Source organism: Mesorhizobium sp. L-8-10, from assembly GCF_016756635.1.
GTDB lineage: Bacteria > Pseudomonadota > Alphaproteobacteria > Rhizobiales > Rhizobiaceae.
The window spans coordinates 479499-501971 of sequence record NZ_AP023263.1; the positions used below are offsets into that span (position 1 = coordinate 479499).

Below are 22473 nucleotides of genomic sequence, written 5' to 3' on the forward strand. Positions count from 1 at the left end.
AGCCGTGGCTGGAAGTTGCTCCGATAGACTAGCACGGTGGACCGCAAGGCTCTTGAATTGACGAAGCAAGCAGACAATCCGAATGTCGCTCGTCCAGGCGAGCGGGTTTCACGTCAGGCGCAGAAGTCGGAAGCGACCGTCGCCGCACTTCTTCTTGCCACGCAAGATCTTCTGCTTGAGATTGGCTACGCAAGGTTGACAACGGCGGCGGTTGCGGAACGCGCAGGCGTTTCTCGCGGCGCGCTGACCCACCATTTCCGTTCAAAGGAACACCTGATCACAACTGCGATCGACAGCCATCTGCGGGCCGTCATCGAAGGTTTGTCAGCTTTCGCTGAGACCATCGATCCGGAAACCGCAGATACGGACACGATAGTCGAATATCTTTGGCAGATGATGTCGAATGGCCTTTTTCAACTGACAATGGAATACCTGCCCGAAGCCCGCGTCAATGAAGATTTTCGTGAGGAGATCACTCCGGTTGTCAAGCGCTTCCATGCCGAGCTTGAGCGCATCTGGGCGATCGTGGCGCAGCGCTACCACCTGCCTTCGGATGAAGCGCCTGTTCTGATCAACCTGACGATGTGCCTGATCAGAGGCATGGTCGCCCAATCGATCGTCCGCAAAGACCAACCCTATTTCGACCGGATGTTGATCGAGTGGAAGTTGCTGCTCAAGACGCACATCCGCAATGTCGCGCAGAACAGGGGCGCCGCCGGATGAGCCTTCTCAAGGTCAGCGATCTTCGACACGCCTTCTATGGATCCCGGGTCCTGAACGGCGTCGACTTCAGCGTCGAGCAGGGCCAGTTCGCCGGCTTGGTCGGCCCGAATGGCGCCGGCAAGTCGACGCTCTACAACGCGATTTCAGGGCTGTTCATCCCCGATTCCGGAACTGTCGAATTCGCCGGCCGCGACATTACCCGCATGCCGGCGCATGAGCGCGTTGCGCTCGGTCTTGTGCGCACCTTCCAGCTTGCGCGCGGCTTCCCGAAGCTGACCGTGTTTCAGAACCTGATGCTTTATGCGCAGGACAATCTCGGCGAGGGTTTCCTGAGTTCGCTGTTTGGCACCCGCGCCGGGCGCGAGTCGGAGGAAGCGGCATCGGAGGAGGCCCTGTCGATCGCGCGCCGCCTGAACATTCATGGCGTGATCGACATCCCTGTCTCTGCGCTCTCGGGCGGCCAGAAGAAGCTGGTCGAAATCGGGCGCGCACTCATGAGCCGGCCGAAGATGATCCTGTTCGACGAGCCCATGGCCGGGGTCAATCCGACCCTCACCCGCCAGATCGCCGAACATCTCTTCGCGCTGAACCGGGACGGCATCACGGTATGCCTGATCGAGCACGACATGCCGCTGATCGGCGAGCTCTGCAATCCCGTCACGGTGCTGGCCGAAGGGAGCCATTTGATGAAAGGCACGTTCGAGGAAGTCGTCAACAACCTCGAAGTGCAAGAGGCTTATCTTGGAGCGCGCAAAGTCGATGCTTGAGGCCCGGGACATCATCGCTGGCTACGGGGCGGCCGAGCAAATCCTCAAGGGCGCATCGCTGCATGTCGAGGCGGGCGAACTTGTCACCATTATCGGTCCGAATGGTGCCGGCAAGTCGACTTTCCTCAAGACCATTGCCGGTCTTGTTCCCCCCAAAGGGGGCACAATCCTTCTGGAAGGAAGGGATGTGACAAGGATGTCGGCGCTGGACCGGGCCAAGTCAGGCTTCGCCTTCGTCATGCAGGAACGAAACGTCTTCGGCGCACTCTCGGTCAAGGACAATCTCGAACTCGCCTATGCCGGGCCGCGCAGCGGCTTTGCCGGGGTCAAGGACGAGATCATCGCCCGCTATCCCGTGCTCGGCGAACGCCGCGGCCAACTCGCGCGAACGCTTTCAGGCGGTCAAAGGCAAATCCTCGCAATGGCGATGGCGTTGCTTACCAAGCCGAAAATCATGTTGCTCGACGAGCCGACAGCAGGACTTGCGCCGAAGGCCACAAACGAACTCTTCGACGCGATTCTCGCCCTTCAGGCCACCGGCATGCCAATCCTGATGGTCGAACAACATGCGCTGGAAGCGCTCAGGATCTCCACCCGCGGCTATGTGCTGGTCTCGGGCAGGGACGCCGCAACGGGTGCGGGGCCGCAATTGGCCGAAGACCCGGAAATACGTCGCCTGTTCCTGGGCGGCTGACAACCAGATGGAGAACTGCAGTGAACATTAGTCGCCGCCAATTCGTTGCATCATCCGCGATTCTCGCGCTTTCCGGTACTGCCCCGATCCGCGCCCTCGCCCAGGACAGCGGTTCGATCCACATCGCGACCCTCACCCCGCTGACAGGCGCTGGCGGGCCCTACGGGCCGGTCATGGCCCAGGCGGTGAAGGCGGTCGTTGACCAGGCCAATGCCTCAGGAGGCATTCTCGGGCGGCAGATCCAGCTCGTCTCCGAAGATGATCAGACGAACCCCGAAGCAGCAGTGCGCGCCGCCCGCAAGCTGATCGATGTCGACAAGGTGCAAGCGATCGTCGGCACCTGGGCATCAGCGGTCACAACCGCCGTAGCGCCGCTCTGCTGGGAATCAAAGGTCGTGCTGGCGACCGTCTCGGGCGCTGACCCGATCACCCGCCTGCCGCACCAGGGCTATCTCTTCCGTACGCAGCCGAACACCGTGCTGCAAGGTGAGAAGTTTGGCCAGTTCTGTGTCGACGAAGGCGCAAAGCGCGTCTTCTTCCTTTGCCCGCAGACTCCATTCGTCGACACCCAGTATGCCGGCATCAAGGCGAAGGTCGAAGGCGTGGGCGGAGAGACCAAGCTGCTGGTCTACGACGACAAGAAATCGTCCTACCGTTCGGAGGTCGACGACATGCTGGCGTTCAAGCCGGATATGGTCGTTCTGGGCGGCTACATGCCAGACACCACGATCCTTCTGAAGGACATCTTCCGCTCCGGCTACGAAGGCAAGAAGGTGGCCTTCGCGTATTCGGTCAACGCCAAGCTGATCGAGGGGCTGCCAAAGGAAGTCGTCGAAGGCATCTACACGATCGCCCCCGCCCCGGCCGAGGGCTCGAACGGCTACACCAACCTGACCAAGCTGATTGGTATCGCCCAGCCTGACACCTACACCTGCCAGGTCTACGACCAGATCAATCTGATCCTGCTCGCGATCGCCGCCTCCGGCCAGGCCACCGGCACGGACGTGAAGACCGCGCTGCGCACCGTCAGCCAGGGCAAGGACGGCGTGAAGGTGTCGAGCCTTGCCGAGGGTCTTGCAGCGCTCAAGGACGGCAAGACGATCGACTATGTCGGCGCTTCCGGCCCGTGTGACTTCAACGACATCGGCGACATCTTCGACTGCCAGTTCCGTTACGAGCAGGTGGCCGGTGGCGCATTGAAGCTGATCAAGACGGCCTGAGGCTGACGAATGACCGCTTTGCTTCAGGCGATCCTGAACGGCATCATGGCGGGGGCGCTGCTGGCGATCCCCGCCGTCGGGCTCACCGCCATGTTTTCCGTCCTTCGCTATCCCAATTTCTGCGTTGGGCCGCTGGCGACGGTCGGAGCGTTCACGGCCTGGGTCCTCAACGTTCACTATGGCGTTGGCGTCTTGCCGGCGGTCGTCGTCGCATTTGCGGTCTCGGCGGTGACTGGCGTCGCCATCGAGCAATTGGCGCTGGCGCGGTTGCGGCCGTCCGGCGCGCTCACCGTCGCGATCGGCTCGATCGCGGCGATGATCGTGCTCGAAAACCTTGTGCGCTTCTTCTTCGGCAACGACCTGCGGTCGTTCGATACGCCGTTGGTGCGCGACTGGTTCTTCTGGGGGCTGCGCGTCGGTCCTCAACAGTTGCAGACCGCCGTGATCGCTGTCGTCATCATGTCGGCCCTGTTCGCCTTTTTTCTCTTCAGCCGCTATGGCAAAGCGATGCGCGCCGTGGCGGACAATCCTGACCTGTCCCGCATCTACCGGATCGACCCGACAAGGATAGCCATTGCGGTAGTCGCGCTTGGCTCCGGACTTGCCGGTATCGGCGGCGTGCTGCTTGGCCTCGATTCCGCGATCGAACCAATGACCGGTTCGCGCCTGCTGCTGCCGATTTTCGCCGCCGCCGTCCTCGGCGGTCTGGGATCGATTCCCGGCGCGTTGTTTGGTGCGCTGCTGATCGGACTGGGAGAAGAGCTGTCTCTCCTGGCCATCCCGCCCACCTATCGCTCGGCCATCGGCTTCGTGGTCATCCTGCTGGTGCTTTCCATCCGCCCGCAAGGCTTGTTTGGGGAGCGCCGCTGAGATGACCAGCTATCTGATCTTCATAGTCACCACCGCGGGCATTTACGGCTTGCTGACGCTGAGCCTCAACCTGATCTGGGGTTCCGCCGGTATGGTCAACCTGGGCCTTGTCGGCTTCTTTGCAGTAGGCGCGTATGCCTCGGCCCTTTTGACGACCATGGGCGGCCTGCCGATCTGGGCAGGCCTGCTTGGCTCGATCGTCATCGGCGCCGCAGTCGGCGTTCTGGCGACGTCGGCGACGCTAAGGCTCAGGGGCGACTATCTTGCAATCACAACGCTTGGCTTCGCCGAGGTCGTGCGCCTCGTGGCGCTGAACGAACGGTGGCTGACGAACGGTTCAGACGGCGTTCCGGGCATTCCGCGCCCGTTCTTTGCCGAACTCGGGTCGCAGAATTTCCCGATCTTCTACTTGTTGCTCGTGCTGGCGATCCTCGCCGTCACATTCTTGGGGATGCGCCGGCTCGACACTGCGCCGTTCGGCCGCGTGCTGAAGGCCATTCGCGAGGACGAGGAACTGGCCGGCTTTGCCGGCAAGCGGGTCGTGCGCTTCAAGATGATCGCCTTTGCTATCTCCGCCGCCTTGGCGGGACTTGCAGGCGGCCTTTATGGCCATTTCCAGAGCTACATTTCGCCTGACCACTTCCAGCCGCTCTTGACCATCTACATCTTCCTCGCTGTGACCGCAGGCGGCGTAGGCCGGCCGTTTGGCGGCGTTGCGGGCGCGTTTGTCGTGATCGCTTTCCTCGAGGGAACGCGCTTCCTCGCCGAACTCATTCCGGGCATCTCGCTCGCGCAGGCGGCGTCGGTGCGCGAAATGATGGTCGGCCTGGCACTGGTCCTGGTGCTCCAGTTCCGCCCGCAGGGCATCCTCCCCGAAAAGCGCATGACCGCACCGCACATCAAGACTGCCGAGGTGAAGACATGATCGAGCAACTTCTCCCAATTCTGGCTGCACCCGGCCAGCCAGAAACTACCTTCCATGCGGCCGAAGAGGCCAGCCGCAAGGCAATCGGACAACAGTTGTTCACGCTGCTGTTTGTCGATGGCGACGAAGTGGCGCGCATATATTCGTCCGATCCGGAGGCCTACCCGGTCTCGGGCCGCAAGAAGATGGGACCGACGCCCTGGGGTGATCACGTTCTGCGCGACAAGAAGCCCCTGCTGCTGCCGGATCGCGCCGGCATCAAGTGGGCGTTCTTCGATCACGAACTGATCTATTCGCTCGGCCTCGGCTCCTGCATCAACATCCCATCGATCTACAACGGCAAGGTGATCGGCACGATCAATCTGCTGGCGCCGGAAGGCGTATTGACCAACGAAGATCTCGAAATCGCCAATCAGCTCGGACCGGTGCTCGTGCCAGCATTCCTCGCCGCGCGCTTCGAGAACAATGCACGATAAGGAGCAGCCATGACCGTCACACTCTTCAAGAATGCAGCCATTGTCGACGGCACGGCGGACCGCCCGCTTGATCCGGTCGATGTGCTGGTTGCCGATGGGCTGATCCAGTCGGTTGGGACGAACGTCAAGACGCCGTCCGATGCGCGCGTCATCGAAGTTTCGGGCAAGACCCTGATGCCTGGCCTGATCGACGCCCACGTCCACGTCGTCGCCGTAGAAGCGGATCTGAAGCTCAATGCACGACTGCCCGACGCCGTCGTCATCGTCCGCTCGATCAACCTGATGAACGAGATGCTGCTGCGCGGCTTCACCACCGTGCGCGATCTTGGTGGCGCAACCGGCGTTGTTCGCGAGGCCGTGCGCTACTCGCCCATCCCGGTCCCACGCCTGAATCTTCCCGGCAACGCCATCTCGCAAAGCGGTGGTCATACCGACCAGCGTGGGCCGTTCGATGTCACCCCCATGCCCTCGACCTACATTCCGCTTGGCTCGCTTGGTCGCGTGGTCGACGGCGTGGCGGACGTTCGCCGCGCTTGCCGCGAGGAAATCAAGGGCGGCGCCGACTTCATCAAGATCATGGCCAATGGCGGCGTCTCCTCGCCGACCGATCCGATCCACTTCCTCGGCTTCGCTCGGGAAGAAATTCTCGCCGCAGTCGAGGAAGCCGACAATGCGGGCACATATGTTGCGGCGCACCTCTACACCGACAAGGGGATCCGCCGCGCGGTAGAACTCGGTGTGCACTCGCTCGAGCACTGCAACCTGATCGAAGCCGAGACTGCGCGCTTTGCCGCCGAAAGGGGCTGCATCGCGGTCCCAACGCTGATCACCTACGACAAGCTGTCGAGCGAGGGCGCTTCGGTCGGCCTGCCGCCGGCCTCGGTCGCCAAGGTGGATGATGTCCGTCTCAAGGGGCTTGAATCGCTGAGGATCATGTATGAGGCCGGTCTGCCGATGGCCTATGGCTCGGACCTACTCGGCGCGATGCACCGCCATCAATCGGGGGAATTCGCGCTGCGCGGTTCGGTTCTGCCAGCCCAGGCCGTCATCGACTCGACCACCCGGATCGCAGCGCGTCTGTTGCGCATGGAAGGCAAGATCGGTTGCGTCCAGCCCGGCGCATTCGGCGATCTGATCGTCGTTCACGGTAATCCACTCGCCGACTTGTCGCTACTTGCGGGTCAAGGCGAGCATATTCCGATCATCATGAAGGGGGGAGCGGTCATCAAGGGTCAGCGCGCCTAGCCCTGCCGAACAACGCTCGACAACTTGACCGGCTGGCCGCTGAGGCCGTGATCTCCTCGCCGCGCGAAGCGGTATGCGTCTCGCGGTGTCAGCCGCGCGCCGAAGGCGCCGCCGTCGAAGGAGGCCCCTGTGTGCAGGTGCGTGACGCCGAACGGCGGCCGGCCCCTGCTAATGACGGCCAACAGGAAGCCGCCCTCTGTGGTCGACACCGAACGTCCGGTAGGATCGGGCCATCGCCCTGAGCCCTATTGGAGTCCAGTACCTCCGCTTCGGACCGGGCCGGATTCTCCCGCCAGGGACCATCCGCATGTACCATCAGCCCCAATCATGCTCGCGCAACGCCTCCCCCAGAAGCGGCACGACGGGCGAATGCGCACGGCCGGCGACCGACACGAGCGACACCTGGCGCACGATCTCGGGATCGGCGACGGGCCGGTGGCAGACACCCGGCCGGCGCGCCGGGAACTCGGCCATGAAGCAGATCCCCATGCCGGCCGCGACCATCGCCAGGATCCAGTCCTCGCGGTCGCTCCGATAGGCGCTTTCGATCTCGATGCCGCGGCTGCGGCAAAGCCATTCGATATGGCCGGCATATTCGCAATTGGCGCGGTCGAGATAGGTCTCGCCCCTTATATCGGAAAGGTGCAGCGTGTTGCGCATCCCGAACCGATGCCCCTCGGCAAAGGCGAGCCCGAAGCGTTCCGAATAAATCGGCTCGACGCGCAGCCTGGTGTCGAAAGGCTGCGGCCTGGCAAGCAGGGCGGCGTCCACACGACCGGCCATGACGAGATCGGTGATCCGGTTCGCCACGCCTTCCACCATGCTGATGCGGATGCCGGGATGACGGCGCCGGAAGGCATCGAGGAAGGCGACGAAGCGCTGGGGGCCGATGGTGCACATGACGCCCAGTGTCAGTGGCCGCGCTTCGAGCCTCAGGAAACTCCGCGCCGCGCGTTTGGCGTCCTCGGAGCGGCGCAGGATCTCGTCGAGCTCCGTTCGCATCAGGCATCCGAAGTCGGTGAGCCTCACGTGGCCGGCATCGCGGTGGAACAGATCGCCGCCGAGATCGGCCTCCAGCTTCTGGATCGCCCGCGTCATCGCAGGCTGTGTCACATGGACGAGTTCGGCCGCCCTGTGGAAGTTGAGCGTCTGGCATGCCGCCAGAAAATACCGGATCTCGTGCATCTCCATGATGCGCTCCCACCGATACCGGCTTGACCGCCGCATGTTATATTATCATACTATTTGCTCTTGCTCGGTCCAGTAAACTTCGCCCTATGGGTGAGGCGGCGCCTCTCAGGCGCCGCCTTTTGTCGCGTCCTTACGCCGGCACCCGGTCCAGGAAGCCGATGATGCGGGCAAAGCGGCCGTCTTCGATCACGCCGACGTCGGAGCCCTGGATCGGCGCCTCGCCGCCCGCCGGCCCGAGTTCCCATGAAAAGCGGATATGCTTGCCATAGCCATTGGCCCCCGGCAGCAAATTGAAGCGAAAACCCGGGAACTTCTGGTGGACACCCGAGATGAGGGCATCCATGCCGTCACGGCCGTCGCCTGCCATCACGGGGTCGACGTAGCTGATCGCGCCGCTGAAGGTCTTTTCCACCAAAGTGCGCCGACGCGCCGGATCGGTCTCGTTCCAGGCGGAGATATAGGCAGCAGCGAGGGTTTCGGCGTTCATCTTGAAGCTCCTTGAGTGCGAGTGAACGCGGATTTTTTCGTCGTTTTCGCACCGGGGGTCGATTACCCGAGAGGTAATGGAAGAGGCTCCATGCAGGCATGGTTTGGAAGCAGGCCCGGAGCCCGCCTCGCGCGGCCAACGCGCCGGCGTTCATTCGAACGCGCAAGATACGCGCTTTGGCCAGGCGGCAGGGCGGGTTGACTTCGCCCCCAGGGTTGCCAAGTTTCGCCACTGAAGGGAGTTCGCATGACCGACTGGATGACGATGCTGAAGGAGCAGCGCGCGCTCGGCGACCAGATGGCGAATGAGATTCCGCGCACGCTGACGGCTCCCGAGCTGACGCTGGACCAGGCGACGAAGCTCTATCAGGCGCTGGAGAAACAGGCCGCCTTCATGGAGCGCTTCGTGCGCCAGCTCGAAGACAACAGCTTCGACCCGGATGTGATCCTCGCCGCGGAACGGCTCGAGGACCTTTTCGCCGAACTCGCCGCGGATGCCGCCGAAAAGACCCGCGAGCTCCGCTCGTTCAGCGCCTGAGGCCACCGCTACAACGCTATCCAGGCGGTCTTCAACTCCGTAAACTTCTCCAGGGCATGCAGCGACTTGTCACGGCCGAAGCCGGACTGCTTGACCCCGCCCAGCGGCACGGTGATGTCGGCCCCGCCATAGGTGTTAACGTGGACCACGCCGGCCTTGATTGCCCGCACCATGCGATGCGCGGTTGAGAGGTTCGCGGTCCAGACGGCCGCCGCGAGCCCGTAGTCGGTCGAATTGGCGAGGCGGATGGCTTCTTCCTCGGTGTCGAAGCGCATGACGGCGAGAACCGGTCCGAACACTTCCTCACGCGCCAGCCGCATGGTCGGCGCGACGTCCTCGAAGATCGTCGGCGCCATGTAGCTGCCGCCGGTCTCGGCGAGAATGCGCGTGCCGCCGGTGAGCCGGCGTGCGCCCTCGGCTTCGGCGCTCGCGACATGATCGAGATTCTTCTCCAGTTGCCCCTCGCTCGCCACGGCGCCGACATCGCTCCCCAGATCGAGCGGATCGCCGACCTTGAGCGCCTCGGTGGCACGCAGCAGTTCGTCCATGAAACAATCATAGGCGCTGGCCTGCACGAGCAGCCGGGATCCGGCGACGCAAACCTGCCCCGAATTGCGGAAAATGGCATTCGCGGAAACCTTCGCCGCCTGCTTCAGATCGGGCGCATCGGCGAAGACGATGTTGGGCGACTTGCCGCCGAGTTCCAGATGGACCCGCTTCAGATTGGAGCGGGCGGCGTATTCGAGCAGCCGCCGGCCGACCGGTCCCGATCCGGTGAAGGCGATGGCGTCGACATCCATATGCAGGCCGAGCGCTTCACCCGCGGTCGCGCCGCGACCGGTGACGACGTTGAGCACGCCCGCCGGAAGCCCGGCCTCGGCGGCGAGTTCGGCCAGGCGCAGCAAAGTGAGGGAGGCGATTTCGGGCGGCTTGACCACGACCGAATTGCCGGCCGCCAGTGCCGGGGCGATCTTCCAGGCACCGATCATCATCGGGAAGTTCCAGGGCACGATGACCCCGACGACGCCCAGCGGCTCCTTGTGGACGAGGCCGAGCACCCCCTCGGCGGTCGGCGCGACCTCGCCGAACACCTTGTCGACCGCCTCGGCGTAATAGCGGAATGTGCCGGCGGCGGAGAGCGGTTCGGCCCTGTAGGCCATGGCGATTTCGGTGCCATTGTCGCGCACGCCGAGCACGGCGAGTTCGTCGGCATGGCCCTCGATCAGTTCGCCGAGCCTGAGCAGCACCTTCTTGCGCTGGGCAGGAGCCGCGCGCGACCACGAGCCCTTGTCGTAGGCGCTCCGGGCCGCCCGGACCGCATGGTCGATATCGGCCGCACCACCATCGGGAATGGCCGCGAATTCGCGTCCGTCGATCGGCGAGACGACAGGCAGGACCGCGCCGCTCTCGGCATCGGCATGCGCCCCGTCGATGAACAATTTGCGCGGCCCGATCTCGGCGGCACGCAGGCGGGCGATGGCTTCCTGGCTGATCATTTGCGCGCTCCAAAACGAAGACGAAGGACGTCGGCGCTCTCAGCCCTTCATCGGCTGACCCAGCCTGGCGAAGGCGGCCGGATTCCTGCCGCGGAGCGAGCCGGCGAGCAGGAAGCCGACGACGGCCGCGATCAGGACCAGGCTCGGCAGGAAGACGCCGAGGAAGCCGGAGGCGCCGGACAGATTGCCGAAGTTCACCACGATCAGGCAGATGACGATGGCAAAGGCGACGAAGGCCAGACCCGGCAGGAGCGTAGTCTTGAACGCGCTTTCGCCCGTGTCCGGATTGGCGCGGAAGAACATCACCACTGCGAGCGAAGCCGCCGCCATCAGCGTGATGACGCCGAGCGTGCCGACATTGGTGAGCCAGGAGAACAGCGCCAGCACCGGATCGAGCCCGAGCACCGCGAAGAGGCCGACGACGAGCGCGGCGAGAACGGTCTGGACGACCGATCCCATATGCGGACTCTGATGCACGGCATGGGTGACGCCGAGCGTCTCCGGAAGCAGCTTCTCGCGGCCGGCGACGTAGATGTAGCGGGCGACCGCGTTGTGGAAGGCCAGCACGCCGGCGTACAGGCTGGAAACGAACAATATTCCCATGGCCTGCGACAACAGCGTTCCGGCGTAACGGTCGGACAGGCCGAACAGGAAGGTGGTCGGGTCCTGCAGCCCCTGCAGGGTGGGCAGCAGCTTGTCGACACCGGCGCCGACCGCCATCAGCCAGGCGGTGGCAGTGTAGAAGACGCCGATAAGCAGAACGGAGAGATAGGTTGCCCGGGGCACCGTGACCTTCGGGTCGCGCGCCTCTTCCGCATAGATGGTCGTCGCCTCGAAGCCGATGAAAGCGGCAAAGCAGAACAGGATGGCGATGGCAGGCGCGCCGCCGGTGATCTGGCTCCAGGAGAACGGCGCCATGCTCAGCCCTCCGTCGCCGCCGGTGCCAAGTATGGCGAGGTCGAGGATGATGACCACGGCGTATTCGGCGAGCACCAGCACCGTGAGGATCTTCGCCGACAGATCGACCTGCCGATAGCCCAGCACGGCCACCGCGGCGATCGCCGCGAAGGACCAGACCCACCAGGGCAGATCGATGCCCCAGCCGGCGAAGAGCCCTGACGTGGCGGCGCCGAGAAGCCCCATCACGCCGATCTGCATGGCATTGTAGGAGAGGATGGCGACGAGCGCGGCGGCGCCGCCAGCCAGGCCGCCCAGACCGCGCGCGGCATAGGAATAGAATGCTCCGGCATTGCCCACATAGCGAGCCATGGTTACGTAGCCGACCGCGAAGAGCAGAAGCAGCAGCGTGACGATCAGGTAGGTGCCGGCGAAACCGGCGCCGTTGCCCATCAGCATGCCGAGCGGCGTGCCCCCGGCGACGGCCGTGAGCGGCGCTGCGGCCGAGATCACCATGAAGGTGATCGCGCCGACGCCGAGGCTGTTGCTGCGCAAGCGGTTCGCCGGCGCTTGTTCGGTGATGGCTGCCATGAAATCCTCCTCCAGAGTCCGCATCGCGATTTCAGCAGGGCACGATGCGTCGATTCACAGAGCCGGAGTGTCACGTGCATGCCGAATGGCCACGCAGCGCTCCAGCCGTTCCAATCCCAGGGCCCTCTCGGGTCCCGCATCTCATGTGAAGTACCGGTTCTTTATTTGAACCGCTATTTTGAATATAGACTTGCAAACGACTCCGGTTCCTGTCAAGTTAATTCACGCGTTAACTGAATGGCTCAGCGTGGGAGGCGTTATTGGGCACGGTCGGCAAAGCGATCACGCTGCTGGAATTGTTCACGACGGAGACGCCCGAACTCGGGCTCTCCGACCTCGCCCGGCGCGCCGGCTTCGACAAGGCGACGACACGCCGTTTGCTGGTCTCGCTCGCCGCGCACGGCTTCGTCGAGCAGGACATCGAATCCCGCCTCTACCGGCTCGGGGCCGGTCTCTCGCGGCTGGCGCGAATCCGCGAGGCACGCTTTCCGCTGCTGCAGACCGCAACGCCCTTCATCCGCGAGCTTGCGGCAGCGACCGCCGAAACCGTACATCTTTCCGAGCCCGGGCTGGACGGGCTGGTGACGGTGCATGTCGAGCACCCGGCGCGGGCGAACCGCGTCTTCGTCGACATCGGCCAACCGCTGCCGCTGCATTCGACCGCCTCCGGCATCGCTTTTCTGGCGGCGGCGCGCCCCGACGTCGTGAAGGCCCGGCTGACCAGGCCGCTGACGGCCTTCACCCCACACACGCTGACCGATCCCGCAGCGGTCGCCCGAGCGATCGATGCCGCCAGGGAACGCGGCTATTCGATCGGCGACCAGGGTTTCGAGGAGGGCGTGATCAGCGTCGCGGCCGCCATCCTCGGCACCGACGGCTTCGCCATCGGCACCATCGCGATCGCCGCCCCGCTGGCGCGCACGCCGGCCGATGCCGTGAAGGAGCGGGGTCTGGCCGCGGCCGAGGCGGCCCGCGCGATCTCGGCGCGCCTCAACGGCGAGAACCTGAACACATTGAGGCGGCAGGCATGACGGCCGGTGCAACCACAAGGCCGCGGATCCTGGTCATCGGCACGGGAGACACGAAGGCCGCCGAACTGCTGTTCATGCGCGCCACGATCGAGGCATCCGGCGGCGAAGCCGTGCTGATGGACGTCAGCGTGCTCGGCAACCCGCGTTTCCGGCCGGACCACGACAAGCACGCGGTCGCGGCGGCGGCGGACACGACGATCGAAGCTGTGGCGACGAGCGGCGACGAGAACTCCGCCATGGCGTTGATGGCGCTTGGAGCCTCGCGCCTCGCCAGGGCGCTCCACGACCGCGGCGACATCGACGGCTTCATCGCGCTCGGCGGTTCGATGGGCACCGATCTCGCGCTCGACGTCGCGCTGGCCCTGCCGCTCGGCGTGCCGAAGCTGGTCGTATCGACCATCGCCTATTCACATCTGGTGCCACCCGAACGCATTGCCCCCGACCTGATGATGATCCTGTGGGCCGGCGGGCTTCACGGCCTGAGCGGCATCTGCAAATCCGTGCTGTCGCAGGCCTGCGGCGCGGCGGTCGGTGCCGCGAGGGCAGTGCAGAAGCCGTCAGGGCCGCGACCGGCCATCGGCATGACCTCGCTCGGTTCGAGCTGCCTCAGCTATATGGGTCGGCTGCGGCCGGCGCTGGAACGACGTGGCTATGACGTCGCCGTCTTTCATACGACCGGCATGGGCGGCCGGGCCTTCGAGCAGGTCGCGGCGCAGGGCGGCTTCGCGGCCGTGTTCGACCTCAGCCTGCAGGAGGTCACCAACCATATCAACGGTGTCGTCACCACATCGGGAGCCGACCGGCTCGAGAATGCCGGACGGCGCGGCATCCCACAGATCGTCGCCCCGGGTGCGATCGACATGATCGACTTCGCCGCGTGGCAGGACGCGCCGGCCGCCTTCGCCGATCGTCCTTACCACGCGCATAACCGGCTCATCGCCTCGGCGACGACTGGTGTGGAGGGTCGGCGCGCGACGGCCCGCGCCATTGCCCGCAAGCTTGGCGCGGCCAAGGGGCCGGTCGCCTTCATCCTGCCGGCCGACGGCATTCAGCAGTGGGACCAGCAAGGCGAGCCGCTGCACGAGCCCGAAGCGCTGGCGGCCTTCGTCGACGAGATGCGGGCGAGCGTGCCGGCCGGTGTCGAGCTTCACGAGATCGCCGCCCATATCAACAGCGACGCCTTCGCGGCGAAGGCGTTGGAGATCTTCGACCGCTGGGTGATTGAGGGCATCGTCGAGCCGGGCGTCGCCATGGAAGGCGCCGGGGCATGACGCCTCCTCCTGCGCAGGTCCTGGTGCTCGACTTCGGCGGCGTGGTGACCCGCACGCTCTTCGAGACGCATGCGCTGACGGAACAGGCGCTGGGCCTGGCGCGAGGCACGCTCGCCTGGCGCGGGCCGTTCGACCCGTCGGGCGACCCGCTGTGGCAAGCCATGCAGGCCGGCGCGATCACCGAGCGCGACTACTGGCTCCAGCGGACCCGGCAGGCGGGCCGTCTGGTCGGCGAGGATTGGGATGCGATGGAGACCTTCGTTCGCCGGGCGCGCGGCGCCGATCCCGAAGCGGTGGTCAGACCCGAGGCCGACATGGCGATCCGGCTGGCGCATCACAACGGCGTGCGGCTGGCGATCCTCTCCAACGAGTTGGATCTCTTCTACGGCGCGGACTTCCGTGGCCGGCTGCCGCTGCTCGACCTTTTCGAAACCATCGTCGACGCCACCTACACCGGCATACTGAAGCCCGATCCACGCTCCTATGGGGCCGTGACCGCCGCGCTCGGCGTGCCGGCCGGCGCCTGCGTCTTCGTCGACGACCAGAAGCGCAATATCGAGGGGGCCGTCCGGGCCGGCATGCGCACGGTGCATTTCGACGTACGCCAACCCGCCGACGGCTATCGGCAAGCGCTCGCGCTGCTCGGCATCGAACCCCCAGCGGAGGGACGCCATGATGTTGCATGACAACAATTTCCTCAAGGAAAACAACGCGCGCCACATGTGGCATCCGATGGCGCATCCGGCGGAGATGCGCGCCAATCCGCCGAAGGTCATCACCGCGGCCGAGGGCGTGACGCTGACCGATGTCGACGGCCACAAGTCGCTCGACGCTGTCGGCGGATTGTGGAACGTCAATCTCGGCTATTCCTGCGATCCGATCAAACAGGCGATTTCCCGCCAGCTCGACCAGCTCGCCTATTATTCGGCCTTCCGCGGCACCGCGACCGGGCCGGCGGTCGAACTGTCCTATGCGCTCGCCGAGTGGTTCCGGCCGGACGGGCTGGTGCGCTCCTTCTTCACCTCGGGCGGCTCCGACAGCGTCGAGACGGCGCTCCGGCTGGCCCGCCAGTACCACAAGATCCGCGGCGAGCGGGACCGCACGAAATTCCTCAGCCTGAAGAAGGGCTATCACGGCACGCATTTCGGCGGCGCCTCGGTGAACGGCAACAGCAATTTCCGGCGCAACTACGAGCCGCTTCTGCCCGGCTGCTTCCAGGCAACGGCGCCCTATCTCTACCGCAACCCCTTCGGCGAAACCGATCCGGCGCGGCTCGCCCAGCTCTGCGCAGCCGCGCTCGAGGATGAAATCGCCTTCCAGGGCGCCGACACGATCGCAGCCTTCATCATGGAACCGGTGCTCGGCGCCGGCGGCGTCATCCCGCCGCATGAGAGCTTCATGCCGCTGGTGCGCGAAATCTGCGACCGCCACGGCATATTGCTGATCGCCGACGAGGTGATCACCGCTTTCGGACGCACCGGCGCCTGGACGGGCTCGCGGCTCTGGGGCGTCAAGCCCGATCTGATGTGCACCGCCAAGGCGATCACCAACGGCTATTTTCCCTTCGGCGCCGTGATGATCGGCGAGAAGGTCACGGAAGCCTTCGAGACTAACAATGACTCCTTCGGCGCCATCGGCCATGGCTACACCTATTCGGCCCATCCGGTCGGCGCGGCGGCCGCGCTCGCCTGCCTGCCCGAGATGGAGAAGGCGGGGCTTGCCGCGAATGCCGCGGCGCGCGGCGCGGAGCTGATCGCGGGCTGCGCGGCGCTGATGGAGCGGCATGAGAGCGTCGGCGACGTGCGCGGCAAGGGGCTGATGGTCGCCATCGAACTCGTCGGTGACCGCAAGACCAAGAAGCCGATCGACAAGAAGCTGATCGGCAAGGTCTTCGAGACGACTTATCGGCAGGGCGTGATGGTCCGGGTTTCCGGCAACACCATCATCCTGTCGCCGCCGCTGATCGTCACGGCCGCCGACGTCGGGACGATCGTCTCGGCGATCGACGTAGGGCTCTCGGCCATCTGAGATCCGTGCGACCGTCAAGATGACAGCGCCGCACGGGACCTTTTCGTGTTCCGGCGGGTTCATCATGGCTTAACGAAAAGCGTGGTAGGGTGCGGCGAGTCATTGGAGGGTGGGGTCCGATGGGTTTGCCGTCGCCGGAACAGCTTGCGGAACTAAGCGGCAAGATCGAGGAGCAGGGCCGACTGTGTCACGGCGTCTGGGGCAAGTTCTCCAGCGTGATGAAGTCGCTGATGCTGAAGCTCGGGCCGATGGCCGCCCAGACCGGCGTGACGAAGGCGGTTTCGGCGGTCGGCGTGACGAGCGGGCTGCAGATCGCGAGCGTCGGCGGGGTGGGGCTGACCCTGGCGCCGATCGGCGCCGCACTCTCACCCTGGATCGGTGCGGCGATGGTGGCGACCCAGGCGGGAAAGATCTTCGATCTCTACGATCTGCGCGACGATGCGTTGAAAAGCGCCAAGAGTCCTGTCCTTTACGGCTGCCATTGCGGCAAATGCGCCAAGAACATCCAATACATCATCGACAAGAAGGAACGGAACGTCGCGCTTGTGGCCGTCGGCGTCGGCACGCTCGGAGTCTCGGCCATCCTCAAGGGGTTCCATTCGCTCGGGAAGAAGGTCTATTCCGCAGCCAAGGGTGAGACCCGCCCCAAGGAGCAGGTCAGCCGCGACCTCGTGGATTCGGCGCGCGGCGGCTGCACGGCAGCCATGGGCGTCGTCTTCCTGCTTTCGGGCTCCTGGAGCCTGACCGGTCCCCGCGACGCCGAGACCATGGCCACGGCCGTGGCGATCATGACCTCGTCGGACGGCTGGGAGAAGCTGAAGAGCAACTGGTAGCGTTGTCCGCGGCAACTGGCGCGCGCCCTATCCGGGCATGTTCGCGCGCCTGACGATGAAATCGTGCAATATCTGGGCGGCCGGCGAGAGCGCCCGGTTGCGAAGCATGATCAGGCTGTAGGGCTGCACCTCGATATCGACGTCGACGGGCAGGATCTCGATCGCGCCGGCCAGGCCCTGCTCGGCGCGGATGAAGTCGGCCACTTCCGTGGCCACGGGCGCGATCGCGTCGGATTGCGCGACCATGACGAGCGTGAGCAGCAGCGAACTCGTATTGAGGACTTGATCGGGCAACGGCACATTGGCGGCGATGAGCAGCGCCTCGATCGTGCGCCGCAGCAGCGAGCCGCCCGGCTGGAAGACCCAGTCATAGGCAGTCAGCCGTTCGAGGGGTACCGGCGCACCCCCGCCGAGCAACGGGTGGCCGCGACGCACGATCAGGCAGGCTTTCTCGATGCCGATCACCCGGCTCTCGAACAGCCGCGGATTGAGGTCGTCGGGGATGCGCCCGATGATGAAATCGTGCCGCGACGCAAGCAGTTCCCGCGCCAGGACATTGCTGGTCTCGACCTGAATGTTGATCTCGATGCGCGGGTAGAGACTGCGCACGTCACGGATCGCCGGAACCGCCAGATCGATCGCCGGAGCAGTGACGGCGCCGACGAACACCGCACCGCCCCTGCCGCTCTTGAGATCGGCGATCTCGCGGTCGGCCTCGCGCATCTCGAGCAGGATTGCCCGGGCCCGCCGCGCCAACGCCTTGCCATAGGAGGTCAACGCGACGCCGCGCGGCAGGCGATCGCAGAGCTTGACGTCGAGGATCGCCTCCATCTCGGCGATCATGCGTGAAGCCGCCGGCTGCGAGATGTTGAGCACATGCGCCGCCGCACTGACCCTTCCGTGGTCGTCGAGCGCCACGATCATGCGCATGTGGCTGAACTTCAATCCGCTGCGCAGCAGGCTTTCGCCGTCTTCCTGGGAGCTGGACGCGGGGCTCGGTTGTCTTTTCGGAATGGAGGCCTCCCCATGCGCCCGCCCGGCGGCGGCGAGACGCATGACATATCAGATCCGGTATGCGAAGCATCATAGATTGCATTTGACAGTTATATCAATCGCATCCAACGTCTCACCGTCATGGACCTCGGCGGTCATCGGCGGGATTGGTCGCGTGCCGGGGCCGTCCATGACACGGGAGGACTATTCGGACGGGCCGGGAATTTTGTCGGAAGCGTTTCGCGCCAGGGCCGCCGCGCACGATCAACCAGGGAGAGAGACATTGAAATCACTCACATCATTCATCGCCGCGCTGGCGGTCGGCTTCGCGGCGATCGCCCTGCCGGCGAGCGCGCAGGACAAGGGCACCGTCGGCATCGCCATGCCGACCAAATCCTCGCTGCGCTGGATCAGCGACGGCAACGAACTGGTCAAGGCACTGGAGGCGAAGGGTTACGCTGCCGACTTGCAATATGCCGAGGACGACATCCCCAACCAGCTCGCCCAGATCGAGAACATGGTGACCAAGGACGTCAAGGTGCTGGTCATCGCCTCGATCGACGGCACAACGCTCTCGGCCGTGCTGCAGCAGGCCGCCGACAAGGGCGTCAAGGTCGTGGCCTATGACCGCCTGATCCGCGACAGCCCGAATGTCGATTTCTACACCACCTTCGACAATTTCAAGGTCGGCGTGCTGCAGGCGGACTCGCTGCTGAAGGGCCTCGGCTACCCGGAGAAGCAGGGGCCGTTCAACATCGAGCTGTTCGGCGGTTCGCCCGACGACAACAACGCCTTCTTCTTCTACGACGGCGCCATGTCGGTGCTGCAGCCGCTCATCGACAAGGGCGTGCTGGTCGTGAAGTCGGGCCAGATGGGCATGGAGAAGGTCGGCACGCTGCGCTGGGACGGCGCGGTCGCACAGGCCCGCATGGACAACATCCTGTCGGCAAACTACTCCGACGGCAGCCGCGTCGACGGCGTGCTCGCCCCTTATGACGGTCTCTCCCGCGGCATCATCTCCTCGCTGCGCGGCGTCGGCTACGGCACCGCCGACCAGCCCTGGCCGATCGTGACCGGCCAGGACGCGGAGGTTCCGTCGGTCAAGGCGATCATCGCCGGCGAGCAGTATTCGACCGTGTTCAAGGACACCCGCGAACTGGCCAAGGTGACCGCAAATCTCGTCGACGCCGTGCTCTCGGGCAAGGAGCCTGAGATCAACGACACCAAGACCTACGAAAACGGGGTCAAGGTGGTTCCTTCCTACCTGCTCGTTCCCGTCTCGGTCGACAAGGCGAACTACGAGCCGATCGTCGTCGGCTCCGGCTACATCAAGGCCGACGAGCTGAAGTGACATCTGTCTGGGCCGGAGGGTGCCTGCCCTTCGGCCCGCTTCCCTGGAAATCGGCGGCCTCGATGCCGCCTGTCCGAATTGGACAAGTACTGCGAATGAGCCAGACCATCCTGGAAATGCGGGGCATCACCAAGACCTTCCCCGGCGTGAAGGCGCTCCAGGACGTGAACCTCACCGTGCGCGCCGCCGAGATCCACGCCATTGTCGGCGAGAACGGCGCCGGCAAGTCGACGCTGATGAAGGTGCTGAGCGGGGTCTATCCCTCCGGCTCCTATGCCGGCGAGATCACGTTCATGGGCGAGCAATGCCGGTTCCACGGCATCCACGACAGCGAGCGGCGCGGCATCGTCATCATCCATCAGGAACTGGCGCTGGTGCCGCTGCTTTCGATCGCCGAGAACATCTTCCTCGGCAACGAGCAGGCGCGCTTCGGCATCGTCGACTGGCACGCGGTGCGCACCAGGGCCGCGGCGCTGCTGCGCAAGGTCGGCCTCGGCGAAGACCCCGATACGCTGGTCACGAATATCGGCGTCGGCAAGCAGCAGCTCGTCGAGATCGCCAAGGCGCTGTCGAAGGAGGTGAAGCTGCTCATCCTCGACGAGCCGACGGCGAGCCTGAGCGAGAAGGACAGCGAGGCGCTGCTCAAGCTGCTGATCGAGTTCAAGGACCATGGCATCGCTTCGATCCTGATCTCCCACAAGCTCAACGAGGTGGGCAAGGTCGCCGACCGGATCACCATCCTGCGCGACGGACGCACGATCGAGACGCTGGACGGGGGGCAGATCGACGAGGATCGCATCATCACCTCCATGGTCGGCCGGCCGCTGGAGGACCGCTACCCCAGGCGTGTGCCGAAGATCGGCGAGACCATCTTCGAGGTAAGGAACTGGGTCGTGCATCACCCGCTCCATCCGGAGCGGCGGGTGATCAAGGGCGTGGATATCAGCGTCGGCAAGGGCGAGGTGGTCGGCATCGCCGGGCTGATGGGTGCCGGGCGCACCGAATTCGCCATGAGCATCTTCGGCAGGAGCTACGGCACCGATATCAGCGGGGACGTCCTGCTGCACGGCCGGAGGGTCGACGTTTCCAGCGTCGGCAAGGCCGTCGCACACGGCATCGCCTATGCCACCGAGGACCGCAAGACCTATGGCCTCAACCTCATCGACCACATCAAGCACAACGTCACGATCGCCAATCTGAAGGGCGTCTCGAATGCCGGCGTGATCGACGACATACGCGAGCTGAACGCCGCCAACGACTACCGCCGGAAGACCAATATCCGTTCCTCCAGCGTCTATCAGGTGACCGGCAATCTGTCGGGCGGCAACCAGCAGAAGGTCGTGCTGTCGAAGTGGCTGTTCGCCAATCCCGAGGTGCTGATTCTCGACGAGCCGACGCGCGGCATTGATGTCGGCGCGAAATACGAAATCTACGGGATCATCAACCGGCTGGCCGAGGAAGGCAAAGGCATCCTGGTGATCTCGTCGGAGATGCCGGAACTGCTCGGCATTTGCGACCGCATCTATGTCATGAACGAGGGGCGCATCGTGGGCGAAATGGCCGCCGGCGACGCCTCGCAGGAGAAGATCATGCGCGCCATCGTCCGCGCTGAGGGAAGAGCAGCATCATGAGCACCGAAACGGCAGGAACCACGGCCAATCCGGCCAGGGCGACGGCCCAGGCCGCACTCAAGGACAACCTCCGCGACTACGGCCTGGTGCTGGCCCTCATCGCCATCATGGTGTTCTTCCAGTTCACCACCAACGGCACGCTGTTCAAGCCGGTGAACCTCACCAACCTGGTGCTGCAGAACTCCTACATCATCATCATGGCGCTCGGCATGCTGCTGGTGATCGTAGCCGGTCATATCGATCTCTCGGTCGGTTCCGTTGCGGGCTTCATCGGCGCGGTGGCTGCGGTGCTGATGGTGGAATACGGCGTCAATCCGATCCTGGCGGGGCTGATCTGCCTGATCGTCGGCGGCATCATCGGCGCCTCGCAAGGCTACTGGATCGCCTATATGAAGATCCCGTCCTTCATCGTCACGCTGGCCGGCATGCTCGTCTTCAAGGGCCTGTCGCTCGCTTTGCTCGGCGGCAGGTCGGTCGGCCCCTTCCCGCGCGAATTCCAGCTGCTCAGCGCCGGCTTCATCCCCGACGTCATCGGACCGGTCACGATCGGCGCCACCACCTTACGTTCGACCACGCTCGTCATCGGCATCGCGATCGTCGCGGCCATGCTCTATTTCAGCCTGAAGAGCCGCCGCAACCGGGAGAGACACGGCTACGAAGCCGAACCCTTCGCGCTTTTCGTGATCAAGAACGTGTTCATCTCCGCGATCGTCCTGTTCCTGGTCTACATGATGGCTTCCTACAAGGGCCTGCCAAACGTGCTGATCGTGATGGGCGTGCTGATCTCGCTCTTCGTCTTCATCACCAAGCGGATGACCTTCGGCCGCCGCATCTATGCGATGGGCGGCAACGTCAAGGCGGCCGCCCTTTCCGGCATCAAGACCGAGCGGCTGACCTTCTCCATCTTCGTCATCATGGGTATGCTGGCGGCGCTGGCCGGCCTCATCTTCGCGGCCCGGCTCAACACGGCCACACCCAAGGCCGGCCTCGGCTTCGAGCTCGATGTGATCGCGGCCGTCTTCATCGGCGGCGCGTCGGCCATGGGCGGCGTCGGGCAGGTCGCCGGGGCCGTGATCGGCGCCTTCATCATGGGCGTCATGAACAACGGCATGTCGATCATGGGCGTCAACATCGACTGGCAGCAGGTGATCAAGGGGCTGGTGCTGCTCGGTGCCGTGGTCTTCGACGTCTACAACAAGAACAAGGCCTGAGGAGC

The 22473-nt window shown here is 64.6% G+C and carries 22 protein-coding genes and 1 pseudogene; 17 read left to right on the forward strand and 6 right to left on the reverse strand.

Annotation, left to right across the window (positions count from 1 at the left end; all coding sequences use genetic code 11):
- Positions 1 to 36: 36 nt before the first annotated feature.
- From JN280_RS02160 to JN280_RS02195, 8 genes are read left to right on the forward strand one after another with little or no spacing between them, the layout of a single operon-like run.
- A complete protein-coding gene (locus tag JN280_RS02160; RefSeq protein ID WP_202309895.1) occupies positions 37 to 723 on the forward strand; it encodes a TetR/AcrR family transcriptional regulator in 687 nt (228 codons plus the stop codon).
- Positions 720 to 1490, forward strand: coding sequence for an ABC transporter ATP-binding protein (locus tag JN280_RS02165; RefSeq protein ID WP_202309896.1), 771 nt, complete (start codon positions 720 to 722; stop codon positions 1488 to 1490). Before JN280_RS02160 ends, JN280_RS02165 begins: the two co-directional genes overlap by 4 nt.
- Complete coding sequence (locus JN280_RS02170) at positions 1483 to 2184, forward strand: ABC transporter ATP-binding protein (protein ID WP_202309897.1); 702 nt, start codon at positions 1483 to 1485, stop codon at positions 2182 to 2184. The genes JN280_RS02165 and JN280_RS02170 overlap by 8 nt, the downstream gene beginning before the upstream one ends.
- 20 nt (positions 2185 to 2204) lie before the next feature.
- Positions 2205 to 3404 carry an ABC transporter substrate-binding protein gene (locus JN280_RS02175; RefSeq protein WP_244742819.1) on the forward strand — a complete coding sequence of 400 codons (1200 nt, stop codon included), beginning with the start codon at positions 2205 to 2207 and terminating at the stop codon, positions 3402 to 3404.
- Positions 3405 to 3413: 9 nt separating this feature from the next.
- Positions 3414 to 4274: a branched-chain amino acid ABC transporter permease gene (locus tag JN280_RS02180; RefSeq protein ID WP_202309898.1), complete on the forward strand. Its 861-nt coding sequence runs from the start codon at positions 3414 to 3416 to the stop codon at positions 4272 to 4274.
- A 1-nt stretch (position 4275) separates the two neighbouring features.
- Positions 4276 to 5199, forward strand: coding sequence for a branched-chain amino acid ABC transporter permease (locus JN280_RS02185; RefSeq protein ID WP_202309899.1), 924 nt, complete (start codon positions 4276 to 4278; stop codon positions 5197 to 5199).
- Positions 5196 to 5675: a GAF domain-containing protein gene (locus JN280_RS02190; RefSeq protein WP_202309900.1), complete on the forward strand. Its 480-nt coding sequence runs from the start codon at positions 5196 to 5198 to the stop codon at positions 5673 to 5675. Before JN280_RS02185 ends, JN280_RS02190 begins: the two co-directional genes overlap by 4 nt.
- A gap of 9 nt (positions 5676 to 5684) precedes the next feature.
- Complete coding sequence (locus JN280_RS02195; RefSeq protein WP_202309901.1) at positions 5685 to 6920, forward strand: metal-dependent hydrolase family protein; 1236 nt, start codon at positions 5685 to 5687, stop codon at positions 6918 to 6920.
- 17 nt (positions 6921 to 6937) lie between these two features.
- On the opposite strand, the pseudogene JN280_RS02200 reads toward JN280_RS02195, so the two are convergent.
- From JN280_RS02200 to JN280_RS02210, 3 genes and pseudogenes are all read right to left on the reverse strand, one after another.
- Positions 6938 to 7081, reverse strand: a pseudogene (locus tag JN280_RS02200) (DUF3604 domain-containing protein); the annotation flags it as partial.
- Positions 7082 to 7235: 154 nt separating this feature from the next.
- The gene (locus JN280_RS02205) at positions 7236 to 8111 is read right to left on the reverse strand and encodes a LysR family transcriptional regulator (RefSeq protein ID WP_202309903.1); all 876 of its coding nucleotides are present in this window, start codon (positions 8109 to 8111) and stop codon (positions 7236 to 7238) included.
- A gap of 130 nt (positions 8112 to 8241) precedes the next feature.
- Positions 8242 to 8598, reverse strand: a complete 357-nt coding sequence (locus JN280_RS02210; RefSeq protein WP_202309904.1) for a nuclear transport factor 2 family protein — start codon at positions 8596 to 8598, stop codon at positions 8242 to 8244.
- A gap of 246 nt (positions 8599 to 8844) precedes the next feature.
- Between JN280_RS02210 and JN280_RS02215 the strand changes: the two genes are divergently transcribed.
- Positions 8845 to 9135: a hypothetical protein gene (locus tag JN280_RS02215; protein ID WP_202309905.1), complete on the forward strand. Its 291-nt coding sequence runs from the start codon at positions 8845 to 8847 to the stop codon at positions 9133 to 9135.
- A gap of 8 nt (positions 9136 to 9143) precedes the next feature.
- Here JN280_RS02215 and JN280_RS02220 read toward each other — a convergent pair whose 3' ends face one another.
- Both JN280_RS02220 and JN280_RS02225 read right to left on the reverse strand, forming a co-directional pair.
- Positions 9144 to 10631, reverse strand: coding sequence for an aldehyde dehydrogenase (locus tag JN280_RS02220; protein WP_202309906.1), 1488 nt, complete (start codon positions 10629 to 10631; stop codon positions 9144 to 9146).
- 39 nt (positions 10632 to 10670) lie between these two features.
- Positions 10671 to 12119: an APC family permease gene (locus JN280_RS02225; RefSeq protein ID WP_202309907.1), complete on the reverse strand. Its 1449-nt coding sequence runs from the start codon at positions 12117 to 12119 to the stop codon at positions 10671 to 10673.
- Positions 12120 to 12379: 260 nt separating this feature from the next.
- On the opposite strand from JN280_RS02225, the gene JN280_RS02230 reads away from it, so the two are divergent.
- The 5 genes from JN280_RS02230 to JN280_RS02250 all read left to right on the forward strand — a co-directional run bounded on the left by JN280_RS02230 (position 12380) and on the right by JN280_RS02250 (position 17282).
- A complete protein-coding gene (locus JN280_RS02230; RefSeq protein WP_202309908.1) occupies positions 12380 to 13150 on the forward strand; it encodes an IclR family transcriptional regulator in 771 nt (256 codons plus the stop codon).
- Positions 13147 to 14421, forward strand: a complete 1275-nt coding sequence (locus JN280_RS02235; RefSeq protein ID WP_202309909.1) for a Tm-1-like ATP-binding domain-containing protein — start codon at positions 13147 to 13149, stop codon at positions 14419 to 14421. The genes JN280_RS02230 and JN280_RS02235 overlap by 4 nt, the downstream gene beginning before the upstream one ends.
- Positions 14418 to 15107 (forward strand): HAD family hydrolase, encoded by a 690-nt coding sequence (locus JN280_RS02240; RefSeq protein ID WP_202309910.1) that lies wholly within the window; start codon positions 14418 to 14420, stop codon positions 15105 to 15107. Before JN280_RS02235 ends, JN280_RS02240 begins: the two co-directional genes overlap by 4 nt.
- Positions 15100 to 16449 (forward strand): aspartate aminotransferase family protein, encoded by a 1350-nt coding sequence (locus JN280_RS02245; RefSeq protein ID WP_202314469.1) that lies wholly within the window; start codon positions 15100 to 15102, stop codon positions 16447 to 16449. Before JN280_RS02240 ends, JN280_RS02245 begins: the two co-directional genes overlap by 8 nt.
- A gap of 119 nt (positions 16450 to 16568) precedes the next feature.
- Positions 16569 to 17282 carry a hypothetical protein gene (locus JN280_RS02250; protein ID WP_202309911.1) on the forward strand — a complete coding sequence of 238 codons (714 nt, stop codon included), beginning with the start codon at positions 16569 to 16571 and terminating at the stop codon, positions 17280 to 17282.
- A gap of 27 nt (positions 17283 to 17309) precedes the next feature.
- Here JN280_RS02250 and JN280_RS02255 read toward each other — a convergent pair whose 3' ends face one another.
- Positions 17310 to 18338, reverse strand: a complete 1029-nt coding sequence (locus JN280_RS02255; protein ID WP_202309912.1) for a LysR substrate-binding domain-containing protein — start codon at positions 18336 to 18338, stop codon at positions 17310 to 17312.
- Positions 18339 to 18558: 220 nt separating this feature from the next.
- On the opposite strand from JN280_RS02255, the gene chvE reads away from it, so the two are divergent.
- The 3 genes from chvE (at position 18559) to mmsB (ending at position 22468) form a co-directional block, all read left to right on the forward strand.
- Complete coding sequence (gene chvE, locus JN280_RS02260; RefSeq protein WP_202309913.1) at positions 18559 to 19626, forward strand: multiple monosaccharide ABC transporter substrate-binding protein; 1068 nt, start codon at positions 18559 to 18561, stop codon at positions 19624 to 19626.
- A 95-nt stretch (positions 19627 to 19721) separates the two neighbouring features.
- Positions 19722 to 21257 carry a multiple monosaccharide ABC transporter ATP-binding protein gene (gene mmsA, locus JN280_RS02265; RefSeq protein ID WP_202309914.1) on the forward strand — a complete coding sequence of 512 codons (1536 nt, stop codon included), beginning with the start codon at positions 19722 to 19724 and terminating at the stop codon, positions 21255 to 21257.
- The gene (mmsB, locus tag JN280_RS02270; RefSeq protein ID WP_202309915.1) at positions 21254 to 22468 is read left to right on the forward strand and encodes a multiple monosaccharide ABC transporter permease; all 1215 of its coding nucleotides are present in this window, start codon (positions 21254 to 21256) and stop codon (positions 22466 to 22468) included. Before mmsA ends, mmsB begins: the two co-directional genes overlap by 4 nt.
- Positions 22469 to 22473: the final 5 nt, after the last annotated feature.